The 11,502-nt window shown below is 70.2% G+C and carries 9 protein-coding genes; 1 reads left to right on the top strand and 8 read right to left on the bottom strand.

Going from position 1 to position 11,502, the window contains the following annotated elements:
• Window positions 1-47: 47 nt before the first annotated feature.
• The 8 genes from IEY84_RS16470 to IEY84_RS16505 form a co-directional block, all read right to left on the bottom strand.
• Complete coding sequence (locus IEY84_RS16470; RefSeq protein ID WP_183550808.1) at window positions 48-1,220, bottom strand: ABC transporter permease; 1,173 nt, start codon at window positions 1,218-1,220, stop codon at window positions 48-50.
• Window positions 1,217-2,098: an ABC transporter ATP-binding protein gene (locus tag IEY84_RS16475; RefSeq protein WP_183550804.1), complete on the bottom strand. Its 882-nt coding sequence runs from the start codon at window positions 2,096-2,098 to the stop codon at window positions 1,217-1,219. The genes IEY84_RS16470 and IEY84_RS16475 overlap by 4 nt, the downstream gene beginning before the upstream one ends.
• A gap of 86 nt (window positions 2,099-2,184) precedes the next feature.
• Window positions 2,185-2,856 carry a response regulator gene (locus IEY84_RS16480; RefSeq protein ID WP_183550800.1) on the bottom strand — a complete coding sequence of 224 codons (672 nt, stop codon included), beginning with the start codon at window positions 2,854-2,856 and terminating at the stop codon, window positions 2,185-2,187.
• Window positions 2,853-4,223, bottom strand: a complete 1,371-nt coding sequence (locus tag IEY84_RS16485) for a sensor histidine kinase (protein ID WP_183550797.1) — start codon at window positions 4,221-4,223, stop codon at window positions 2,853-2,855. Before IEY84_RS16485 ends, IEY84_RS16480 begins: the two co-directional genes overlap by 4 nt.
• A gap of 63 nt (window positions 4,224-4,286) precedes the next feature.
• Window positions 4,287-5,903 carry a penicillin-binding transpeptidase domain-containing protein gene (locus tag IEY84_RS16490; protein ID WP_183550794.1) on the bottom strand — a complete coding sequence of 539 codons (1,617 nt, stop codon included), beginning with the start codon at window positions 5,901-5,903 and terminating at the stop codon, window positions 4,287-4,289.
• Window positions 5,904-6,027: 124 nt separating this feature from the next.
• Window positions 6,028-7,299: a DEAD/DEAH box helicase gene (locus IEY84_RS16495; RefSeq protein ID WP_229788743.1), complete on the bottom strand. Its 1,272-nt coding sequence runs from the start codon at window positions 7,297-7,299 to the stop codon at window positions 6,028-6,030.
• A 233-nt stretch (window positions 7,300-7,532) separates the two neighbouring features.
• Entirely contained in the window at window positions 7,533-8,687 is a 1,155-nt protein-coding gene (locus IEY84_RS16500; RefSeq protein WP_229788745.1) for a zinc-binding dehydrogenase, read from the bottom strand.
• A gap of 16 nt (window positions 8,688-8,703) precedes the next feature.
• Window positions 8,704-9,702: a hypothetical protein gene (locus IEY84_RS16505; protein ID WP_183550787.1), complete on the bottom strand. Its 999-nt coding sequence runs from the start codon at window positions 9,700-9,702 to the stop codon at window positions 8,704-8,706.
• Between the two features lie 513 nt (window positions 9,703-10,215).
• Here IEY84_RS16505 and IEY84_RS16510 point away from each other — a divergent pair.
• A complete protein-coding gene (locus IEY84_RS16510; RefSeq protein WP_183550784.1) occupies window positions 10,216-11,448 on the top strand; it encodes an outer membrane protein assembly factor BamB family protein in 1,233 nt (410 codons plus the stop codon).
• Window positions 11,449-11,502: the final 54 nt, after the last annotated feature.

The following is an 11,502-nucleotide window of genomic DNA, read 5'->3' on the forward strand; positions in this document are numbered from 1 at the left end:
CTCGGCCGACGGGGATGACGCTTCGGCCGACGTACGTGACGCTTCGGCTACTCCTCCAGTCGCCAGGCAGCCTTCAGGGAGAGCTGGCCGCCGGTCTGGAGCAGGGCGCGGCTGTAGAGGCGCTCGGCGAGACGTACGAGGGCCACGCCGAAGGCGAGGAGCAGGACCAGGGCGATGATCGGCTCCCACCAGGCGGCGGTCCCGTCGACCAGGCGCATCGGCATCAGGACCGCCGAGAGGGGCGGGATGTAGGAACCGATCACCTCGCCGACGCCGTCGAGGTAGAGGGCGCCGAAGAACATCACCATCAGCAGCATCGTGATCGGGGTCGAGGAGGACTGCAGGTCCTCGGTGCGGGAGGCGAGCGCGCCCGCGACCGCCCACAGGGTCGAGAGCACCACGAATCCGACCAGGAAGAAGATCACGAACCAGCCGATCGCGCCTGACAGCGCCGGCAGCGCGAAGCTGAAGTCGGTCAGGCTCAACCCGACCAGTCCGACGGCCACGTAGATGAGCATCTGCCCGACGGCGATGACGGCGTTGCCGATGATCTTGCCGGCGAGAAGCTGCCGCAGCGGCACGGCCGCGGCGATCATCTCCACGATCCTCGACTGCTTCTCCTCCACGACGCTGTTGGCCAGCGTCATCCCGAACATGATGGAGGCGAAGTAGAAGACGATCGCGAGCGCGTAGCCGACCACCCAGCGGATCGCGGTCAGCTCGCTGTCGCCCTCGATCTGGTCGAGCGCGACCGCCGAGCCCTTGGTCAGCTCGGCCGCGCTGGTGCCCGCCGCTTCGGCGTTCCCGGTGAGGACGATCGCCTCGACCGCCTGCTCGACCACGCCGCGCAGCTCGGAGTCGGCCTCCGCGAGCGTGAGCAGAGTCCAACCGTCCGCGTCCGGATGCAGGTACGCGTCGATCTGCTCCTCCTCGAGCGCGTGCTCGGCGGCGTCCGCGTCGTCGACGGCGACGGGCTCGATGTGCACCTTCTCGTCGATCTCGGTCGACCGTTCGGCGATGCCCTCGACCATGGCCTGTGACGTCGTCGAGGAGTAGGCGACCTCGTACGTCTTCTCCCGGCTCTCGCTCCACGCGGCGAAGCCGAGGGCGCCCACGATCACGGCGAGCATGATCACGGTGCCGATGATGGTCGACTTGTCGGTGACGCGGACGGCGATCTCGCGGCGCGCGACGATCTGCCAGACAGGTTGCGTCCTCATGCGGTGACCTCCCGGTAGATCTCGGACAGGCGGGGTACGACGCGGTGGAAGTCGAGCACGCTCCCGCGGGAGGTGGCCTCGGCGAGCAGCTTCTGCTCGGCGCCCTCGGCGAGGACCTCGACCTCGGCCTCGGGCCCGGAGACGTCGCGGACGTGGAGGCCCGGGACGTCGCGTACCCAGCCGGCGTCGCCACCGAGCACGAGCCGGTAGCGCAGCGAGGCGTCGGCGCGCAGCTCCTCACCCGTCCCCTGAGCGACCACGCGTCCACGGGCCATGACGACGAGCCGGTCGCACAGCCGGTCGACCAGGTCCAGCTGGTGAGAGGAGAAGACGACGGGTACGCCGTCGCGAGCGTGCTCACGCAGCAGGTCGGCCATCGCGTCGATGGCGTCGGGATCGAGCCCGGAGAAGGGCTCGTCGAGGACCAGCGCCGCCGGAGCCGGGACGAGCGCGGCGATGATCTGCACGCGCTGCTGGTTGCCGAGGGACAGCTTCTCCAGCGGGTCCTTCGTGCGCCCGCCGAGACCGAACCGCTCCAGCAGCACGGTGATCTCCCGGCGCGCGTCGGCGGCGCTCATGCCGCGGAGCCGAGCCAGGTAGACCAGCTGGTCCAGGATCGGCTGCTTCGGGTAGAGACCGCGCTCCTCGGGCATGTAGCCGAAGCGGCGCCGGTCCGCACGGGTCACCGCGTGGCCCTGCCAGGAGACCGTGCCGGCATGGGCGGCCAGCACCCCCATGATCATCCGCATGGTGGTGGTCTTCCCGGCACCGTTGCCGCCCACGAACCCGGTGAGCCCACCGGACGGGACCGGGAAGGACACGTCGTCGACGGCGACCATGTCGCCGAAGCGGCGGGTCAGCCCGCTGACCTCGAGCATCGATTCTCCTCTGTTTCGGAAACGAACGAGACTCACGCTATTTCAGGGCCGCGCCCGGCGGATCCGTCGTGAGGATGAACCCGTGCTCACTCCTGAGGAGGGGCAGCGGTAAGCAGCCCGTGGCGATGGATGAAGACGACCATCTGTACGCGGTCGCGCAGCTGCAGCTTGGCCAGACAAGCCGACACGTGCGTCTTCACGGTCGCCTCGGTCAGGAAGAGCCGGCGAGCGATCTCGTTGTTGCTCAGGCCCTCGCCGATCAGCAGGAGCACCTCGCGCTCACGGGCGGTGAGCAGGGCGAGCTCGCGTGGTGGCTGCGGTCGTTTCGGCGAGGGCGGGTCGGCGCGGGTCACCCGGCCGATCACGCGCATCGTGACCTCCGGAGCCAGCAGGGCGTGACCGTCCGCGGCCGCGCGCACCGCCTCGGCCAGCGAGTCGGGGTCGGCGTTCTTGAGCAGGAATCCGCTGGCTCCGGCCGCGAGCGCGTCGAAGAGGTAGTCGTCGCGGTCGAAGGTGGTCAGGATGATCACCTTGGCGTGCCCCTCGGCGACCACCGTACGCGTCGCCTCGATGCCGTCGGTGCCGGGCATCTGCACGTCCATCAGCACCACGTCGGGTTGCAGCTCGCGCGCCTTGGCGATCGCGTCGGCACCGTCGGAGGCCTCGCCGACCACCTCGATGTCATCCTCCAACGAGAGGATGAGACGAAACCCCGAGCGCACCAGTTGCTGGTCGTCGGCGATCAGCACCCGGATCATCGCGCCGCTCCCGTCGAGAGGACAGGAGAGTCGAGCGGGAATCTGACCCGCACCCGGAAACCCTGCACGGCCCTGGGCCCGATGTCGACCTCCGCCTTCCGGATGGCTGCCCGCTCGCGTACGCCCAGCAGGCCCAGTCCGCTGCCAGAGGTGCCGTGTCGGGGCCGGCCGTTGTCGGTGATCTCGACCTCGGCGTACGGCGCTGCCGCCGAGCGGTCGACGCGGAGGACGACCTGGGCGCGGTCGGCGGTGGAGTGGCGGCGGACGTTGGCCAGCGCCTCCTGGACGATGCGATAGACCGAGTGCGCCAGCGGTGTCGTCAGCTCATCGACCGGGCCGACGGCCTCGTAGTCGACCCGCAGCCCGCTGTCTCGCACCTCGTCCAGGAGCGCGGGCAGGTCCTCGAGACGGGGCTCGGGGCGGCGTATGTCGGAGCTGTCCGTCCCCGGGTCGCTCGCCGGGTCGCGCAGGGTGCCGAGCAGCGAGCGCATCTGTGTGACCGCCTCGCGTGCGGAGGTCTCGACGTTGCCGAGCGCCTCGGCGGCGCCCTCGATGTCACCGGGACGTCCACGTTCGAGCAGCTTTCGCCCGGCCGCGGCCTGGACGCCGACGACCGCGACGTGGTGGGCGACGACGTCGTGCAGCTCGCGGGCGATGCGCAGGCGCTCGTCGATCACGGCGCGCCGCTGGAGCTGTCCGGACTGGGCCGCGATGGTCGCGGCCTGCTGGGCGAGCTCGGCCTTCTGGCGCGCGCCGCGCCAGGCGACCTGGCCGCCGACGATCGCACCGGCGAAGTAGAGCAGGTTGATGACCGTGGTGAGCAGCACGTAGGCGGTCACCGGGCCGATGAGCGAGGAGCCCTCCGCGTCCGCGGTCGACTCACGGATCTCGTCTATACCGCTGCCGACGGCGAACTGCCAGGCGATCCAGGCGAACATGAACAGCGTGATCAGTCCCATCACGACGACCATGTCCCGCCTGCGCCGCGCCCAGGCCGCTCCGGCGAAGAAGGCGAGGAAGTAGATGATCTGCATGGGCAGCAGACCCATCACCATCGGGAGCCACACCCCGGTGACGAACATGTGGAGACCGGCCAGGAGTGCGACCGTGAGCGGGAAGCGCCGCCGGAAGACGAGCAGCGCCGCACCGATGAGCACCGCCGCCCACTCGACCCAGATCGGTGCCTCGCTGGAGTCGAGCGTCCCGACCCCGCGGATCAGCTCCAGGGTGACCACGCTGGCGACCAGCACGGTCGCCCCGACCAGCCAGTCGCCGGCCGAGATCGAGCCCTCCCGCTCCCAGTCGTCGTCGGTCGCGAAGAAGGTCGCCAGCCGGCCGGGCGAACCGGTGGTGTCATGCGAAGTCACCCGGTAACCCTAGTTCCAGGGACCGGCACAGTCCTCAGTCTGAAGTCGGAGTCACGGGGCCGGTCAGTCGGCGGTCAGCACGTCGCGTACGACATGGCCTGCCGAGTCCGCGCCGGAGCTGCCGCCCTCCACGAGAGCGGCGACGGCGATGCGGTCGTCGTACGCCGTGAACCAGCCGTTGGTGCGGTCGCCCTCCTCCGCGGTGCCGGTCTTGGCGCCGACGCCGGGGAGATCGCCGACACGCGGAGCAGCCGAGCCGTGCGCGGCCGCCGCCGCCATCATGGTCCGCAGGTAGCCCGCGGTGCGTGCGGAGATCGGGCGGGGAGCCTTCGCCTGCGGCTGGTTCTTCATGATGATCGGCTGCTCGAACCCGCCGTTGGCCACCGTCGCGGCGATCGAGGCGATGAACAGCGGGGTGGCGGTGACCTTGCCCTGGCCGATGAACTGGGCGGCCTGATCGCCGCCCTCGACGTCCGCCGGGATGGAGGGGTCACGCGTGCCGACACCGCCGCCGATCGACCACGACCCCATCCCGAACACCTCGGTCGCCTCCCGGTGGAGCGCCGAGGCGTCGCCGTCGTTGACCAGGTGGTTGAAGCCGTCCTTGATGAACGCGGTGTTGCACGAGACCGTGAACGCCTCCGCGACGGTGGCACCCTCGTCGGGGCTGACGCCGGGGTCGTTGCCGAAGGTCTGCCCGTTGGCGAGCACCGAGTCCGGGCACGGGGCGGCGCTGCCGGGGTGCAGCCCCGCGAGGTCGAAGAGGGCAGCGGCGGAGACGATCTTCAGCGTCGATCCCGGCGCCTTGACCGCGTTGATCGCGATGTTGCCGCTGTCCCCGGAGTAGGCGATCGCCAGGATGTGCCCGGTGCGCCAGTCCAGCGCCACGACCCCGGCCGGCATCCCGTCGAGCACCGGGTTCTCGACCGCCTTCTCGGCGGCCGCCTGGAGGCGGGCGTCGATGGTCGTACGAATCGCCGGAGCCTTCGACGAGGACAGCACCGCGAGCGTCTTGACCTGGGTGCCGGCGGAGTCGACGATCGCGACGCCGTGGCCGGGCCTGCCGCCGTCCCCGTCGGCGTCGTCCCGGATGGACGCGGCGATGTCGACCAGGGACGGGAAGTCCTGCAGGTTCTTCCGCCCGTCGGCGGTGGCCGGCCGGGCGGTCATGAACTCGTCCGTGAGCTCACCGGCGGCCAGCGACTGGCCGGTTGCGAGCTCGGGGTGAAGCACGGTGTGGTCCCACCGCACCGCCGTGTAGCCGTCCTCGTCCTGGACGACACCGAGCGCGCTCGGGTACGCCCACCGCCCGTCGGCCACGTTCGCCACCACGTCGAACTCGACCGTGGTCGTGCCGTCCGGCGACGATTCGCGCACCGCCAGCCCGCTGAACGCGATCTTCGTGAGACCGAGGTCGTCGGCGTACGACTGGAGCGCTGCCGTCGCGGAGTCGGCCGCGTCCGTGAGCGCCCCGGCCTCGGCCGGCTTGTCGCGCGCCCAGCCGTCGAGGAACGCCTGCGCGGCCTTCGTCGCCGCGGCGGCCGACGGCGGCTCGCTCGACTTCTCCTCCGGGTCGTAGGAGTTCGTGGTGTCCTGGAACACGAAGAACCACCCCGCCCCCATGAGGACGAGCAGCACCAGGCCGCCGCAGATGATGGCGATGTTCGCCCTCCGAGTCATGGGCGGAGAGTAAGGCGATACCCGGCCCCGCATGACCGATCCGGCGAACTGTTACCCGGATGTTCTCGGTCCCGCTGGTCGGCGCGCGAGCTGCGCTCGCGGCCCTACCAGCGGGTCAGGTGGATCAGCGGGCGCCGGTGGTGCGCTGACGCTTGCGGGCGCGCGAGCCGGGGCGGCTCTTCCGGTTGCCGGTGCCCTCGCCGGCGGGGCGGCGGGGAGGCTGCTGAGCGGCGACCGGGACGAACGGCCCGGGGTGGTTGCGCTCGCCCGGAGCCAGCTCGACGAGGATCGGGTGGCTGGGACCGTCGAGGCGCGTGGTGGTCGGCTTGATCCCGGCGGCCCGGGTCAGGGTGCGTACGTCCTTGACCTGGTCGGGCAGCATCAGCGTGACCACGGTGCCGGAGGCACCGGCGCGGGCCGTACGCCCCGAGCGGTGCAGGTAGGCCTTGTGCTCGGCGGGCGGGTCGGCGTGGACCACGAGGGTGACGTCGTCGACGTGGATGCCGCGGGCGGCGATGTCGGTGGCCACGAGAGTGGTCGCCCGGCCGGAGTGGAAGGCGTCCAGGTTGCGGACGCGGGCGTTCTGGGAGAGGTCACCGTGGAGCTCGACGGCCGGGATGCCGGCGCGGCCGAGCTGGCGGGCGACGCCCTTGGCGCCGTGCTTGGTGCGGGTGAAGACGACGGTGCGGCCTGGCGCGGCGGCCAGGTCGGCGAGCACCTGGATGCGGTGCTCACGCGCGGCGAGGTGGAGGACGTGGTGCTCCATCTCGGCGACCGGCGACTGGGCGGAGTCGGCCTCGTGGATCACAGGCTGCTGGAGGAACTGCTTGACCAGCACGTTGACGCCCTTGTCGAGCGTCGCGCTGAACAGGAGGCGCTGGCTGCCCTTCGGGGTCATCGTCAGCAGCCTGCGAACGGCGGGCAGGAAGCCGAGGTCGGCCATGTGGTCGGCCTCGTCGAGCACGGTGATCTCGATCGAGGACAGGTCGGCGTGACGCTGCGCGATCAGGTCCTCGAGCCGGCCTGGGCAGGCCAGCACGACGTCTGCGCCCTTGCGCAGTCCGACGACCTGGGGGTTCTGGCCGACGCCGCCGAAGACGGTCTGCATGCTGAGGCCGGCCGCGGCGGCGAGCGGACGAAGCGCCTCCTCGATCTGCCGGACGAGCTCACGGGTCGGCGCGAGCACGAGTGCCCGCGGCTTGCCGGGCTTCGCCTTCGGGCCGGCCGCGAGGCGGGCGACGAGGGGGACGAGGAAGGCGTACGTCTTGCCGGACCCGGTCCGCCCACGGCCGAGGACATCGCGGCCGGCGAGGGAGTCGGGCAGCGTCGCGGCCTGGATGGGTGTGGGGGTCGTGATGCCGTGGTGGGTCAGAACGGCGGAAAGGTCTGCGGGCACGCCAAGCGCGCTGAAGCTCTGCTGAGACAAGGAGAAGTCAACTTTTCATAAGCGAGGTGTCTCGCCATAGATGAGTTACCGAGTCCAGAGTTCGGCGAGAGCGGCCGGGGGCAAGACCGGAACGGGCCGCTGTTGAGATAGATACTACGGGTAGGTGACCCGTCCACCAGAATCCTCGGTCTCTCCCGGGGTCTAGATGATTACGCGCCGAGTCGGCTACACCAGGTCTGCGCTTACGCCCAAGGGTCGACGAGGATCTTCGCGTGCGTCTCCGGGTCGGCCAGGTCCGAGAACGCCTGGGCGACCCCGTCGAGCCCGACGGTGCCGGTGTGCAGCGGCGACGGGTCGACCTTCCCACCGGCGATCAGCTCCAGCGTGCGCGCGAACTCCGCCGGGTCGTAGCCGAAGACGAACCGGAGGTCGATCTCCTTGTGGATCGCGACGGCGGGCCGGATCGTGTCCGGCTCCATGCACACTCCGACCACGACGACACGCGTGTGCAGCGGGGCGGCGGTCATGATCTGCTCGAGCATCCCCGGCACACCGACGCACTCGAAGACCACCGGTCCGGTCGGCGACTGCCCGAGGCGGTCGGCGTTGAGCAGCACCGTCTCCCAGGGCAGCAGCGGGATGCGGCGCACGAGCTGCATCGCGTCGATCCCGAAGCTCAGGTAGTCGGGCAGCGACGTGACCGGACCACGCTGTCGGTAGGCGTCCCACGGGGAGGACTCGCGCGGGTCGACGACCACGTCGGCACCGCACTCCACCGCCAGCGCACGACGCGCGGGGGAGAGGTCGGAGGCGACCACCGTCTTCACCCCTTGCGCCTTGAGCATGAGGATGACGGCCAGCCCGATCGGGCCGCAGCCGATGACCACGGCCGGCCGCCGTGCGGAGACCGCCCCGCGACGTACGGCGTGGAGGGCGACGGCCAGCGGCTCGGTGAAAACGGCCCGGTCGGGCGAGACGTCGTCGGGCACCGGGAAGGTGAAGGCCTCCTGGACGACGCAGTACTCCGCGAAGCCGCCCGGGGAGTCGACGTCGAAACCGACCATGTGGACCGCCCCGTCCGTACGCAGCACCGGCAGCGCCGTCACCGAGGTGCCCGGCTTCCAGCGGCCACGGGTCTGTGGTCCGTAGGCCACGACCGAGCCGAGAAGCTCGTGCCCCAGGACGATCTCCTGCTCGGGCGTCATCGCGGTGGTGTAGCCGATCTCGGTGACGACCTGGTTGAGCTCGTCGCTGTGCTCGCGGACATGCAGGTCGGAGCCGCAGATCCCGGCGCGGAGCACCCTGATCAGCAGCTGACCCGGCCCGGGCTCCGGACGCGGCACCGACCGCACCGACAGCTCGCCGTTGTGGACCACGGTTGCGCGCATCTGGTTCATCGGCGCCGACGCTACCTCAACCTGTCGGCAGCGGTCCGTCGTCGGCGATCCGGTGCAGGTGCGCGGTGAACGAGTGCTGGTGGTCGACCCGTGGCAGCCGCAGAGCGGCGCCCGTGACCAGGTGAAGGGTGACGTCGATGCGTGGGTTGGCCCGGCGCTCGTCGACGACACCGGTGTCGATGCTGGTCACGTCCTCCCAGAGGATGACGTCGGTGTGCCGCGCATACTCCAGGACCAGGCCGCCTTCGTAGAGCCCGATGTCGACCGCGAGGGGGCGCTGTAGGCCGAGCCAGGTCAGCCGGAACCCGATGGTGAGCCCGGTGAGCGCGACCAGGCCACCGCCGATCATGATCACGGTCGGCAGGTGTGGCCGGGTGGCGATCCACGCACCGAACCCGATGAGCGCCGGCCCGACGACGAGCCCGACGGGCACCAGCCACGCCCGTCCGTGCGCCGGGTGGGTGCTCAGCCGGATGCCGAGGTCCTCGCTGAGCGTCTCCTCGCCCGGCGTACTCAGCCATGCCCGCCGCGTCGGCAGCACCACCAGCCCGAGCACCGTGAGCGCGATCCCGCCCCAGAGCACCGGGTCGCGGCCCATCCCGATGATGCGGGCCGGCCACGGGTTGATCGCATGCTCTCCGTAGGCGTCGGTGCCGACCACCCACATCCGGAAGGTCGCCTTCGACGGGTCGGGGTCCCGGCCGATGTCGCGCAGCGTGCCGTGGATGCTCCCGGTGACCTGCTCTCCGTCGAGGCGCCACCGGCCCTGGCAGGAGGTGATGTCGCCCGTGCCGCCGTCGAACTCGCACCTCTCCACCACGCTCACCTCCGCCCACTGCCCGCTGTTCCACCGGTCGGCGGCCTGCTGTGCCACGACGGTGGCCGGTAGCAGCATCGCCAGGGCGCCGAGGCCCAGGGTGATGAGCGCGACGGCGATCGACGTGCGCCGCTTCAGCCGGATGATCCGGCGGGACGGGGCGATGAGACGGGACTTGGGGCCGGTGGTGGGGAGCACGAGGCCTTTCACATCGAGACGGGGAGGGACGTCGCCAGGGGCATCGGAAGTCTAGTCGGATGCCCCTACTGCTTCACCTCGGACCACGTACGTCGGGTCGCATGCGGCTGCTGGCTCCTCACCATCAGGACGACCTCCATCCGGCAAGGATTCACGAGCGAATCGCGCGTTTCGTAAGTAAAGGAGCGTACTCATCTGATTCATGATGAAACCATGAGCCAGATGCCCGATCCGACCTGTCCGCGCTGCGGTACGCGGCTTGCTGCTGGTGCGACCGTCTGTCCCACCTGCGGGGCCCAGCAACTCGGTCCGCCCGCGCCAGGCATTCACGACGAACCGACTCAGGTGCCTGGCTCATGGACTCCGCCGCCCCCGCCCCCTCCTCAGGCTGCTGGCTGGACCCCGCCACCGCCACCGCCTGCCGGTTGGGCGGCACCGGGAGGTCCTCCGCCGGGCTTCCCTGCGCCGGGACCCCGAAAGCGAACCGGCCTGTGGATCGGTCTCGCCGTCGGCGTGACGCTGCTCCTCGTCGCCGGCATCGGCACGGCCGCGTTCTTGCTCCTGCGTGACGACGACGAGGAGCCGACCGCGGGGCCGGTGACGACTGAGCCGAGCCAGACCTGGTCGTGGGAGTCCGACAAGCCGATCTCGCACGTCTATCCGGGGCCGGGGCTCAACCTGGTCACGCTGGATGGCGAGGAGCGCGGGGTGGTCGCCCTCGACGAGGACGGCAAGGAGCTCTGGCGCGACGAGCGCCACCCCTACAACTACATCACCGTCTACGAGGACCAGAAGCTGATCACAGCGAGCTGGTACGTCGCCATCGCCTCCAGCGAGGGCAGCGACAGCGACAGCGGTGATGTCGTGTTCGACTACGACGGCGAGGTCGTCTGGGAGAACACCGATCCAGATGTCAGTCTCCACGGCATCGCCGAGGACGGCGACTACATGGTCCGCACCGGGGACAAGCTGGCGAAGCTCGATCCCACGAGCAAGGACGAGGACTGGAGCATCACCGGGCAGCAATTCGCCTACGCCGACGACGCGACCTTCGTCCTCGACGGCGACCAGCTGACTCGTTTCGCCGAGGACAGCGACGAGCAGGAGTGGAGCACCGAGCTGCCTGCGGGCCATGCCGAAGGTCTGGAAGAGGACTATCTGCTCCGCCTCCACGCCAACGACGACCTCGTCCTGGTGGCGTCCGGCAGTCTGTTCGCCTTCGACCCGGAGTCAGGCAAGAGCCTGTGGACCGAGAACACCTCCGGTGAGGTGATGAGCGTCGCCGGCGACAGGTACGCAGTCTCGCAGGCGTACTCCTACGACGAGACCACAGGTGAGTCGGCGGGTCCCAAGCCGCCCTTCCCGATCTACGGCGCGGAGGGCGAGGCAGGGAGCCTCGAGATCGTCGAAGGTGGCTTCGGGTGGTTGGCGGTCGAGGTCGTCGAGGTCGACGGAGAGGAGATGACGCTGCAGAGGTCCAGCGGCGGCCTCTACGACGTCGACGGCGCCTTGGTCGAGAGCGGCTACGACAACGTCGCCTACACGCTGGACGAAGGTGTCTACACCGTCGACGGTGCCACCATCGGATATCGGGAATGGGGCAGTGACGAGCCGGAGTGGACGCTCATGCTCGATGACGTCGAGTCGGTGGCGACGGAAGACGATCCCGGCCAGGATGTCGAGGTAGCCGGCGGAGAGGGCGAGATCTTCGTCAACGACAAGCACACCGTCTGGCGCTATGAGTAAGAGATCGCACGGGTAGGGCCGCTGCTGCGCGCCACCCGTGCGATCTCCAAGCCG

Source organism: Nocardioides albus, from assembly GCF_014648255.1.
GTDB classification, from domain to species: domain Bacteria; phylum Actinomycetota; class Actinomycetes; order Propionibacteriales; family Nocardioidaceae; genus Nocardioides; species Nocardioides albus.

Bases quoted from the DNA above. Each gene is read 5' to 3' on its own strand.
- IEY84_RS16470 (WP_183550808.1), bottom strand. From the start codon at position 1,220: ATGAGGACGCAACCTGTCTGGCAGATCGTCGCGCGCCGCGAGATCGCC.
- IEY84_RS16475 (WP_183550804.1), bottom strand. From the start codon at position 2,098: ATGCTCGAGGTCAGCGGGCTGACCCGCCGCTTCGGCGACATGGTCGCC.
- IEY84_RS16480 (WP_183550800.1), bottom strand. From the start codon at position 2,856: ATGATCCGGGTGCTGATCGCCGACGACCAGCAACTGGTGCGCTCGGGG.
- IEY84_RS16490 (WP_183550794.1), bottom strand. From the start codon at position 5,903: ATGACTCGGAGGGCGAACATCGCCATCATCTGCGGCGGCCTGGTGCTG.
- IEY84_RS16500 (WP_229788745.1), bottom strand. From the start codon at position 8,687: ATGAACCAGATGCGCGCAACCGTGGTCCACAACGGCGAGCTGTCGGTG.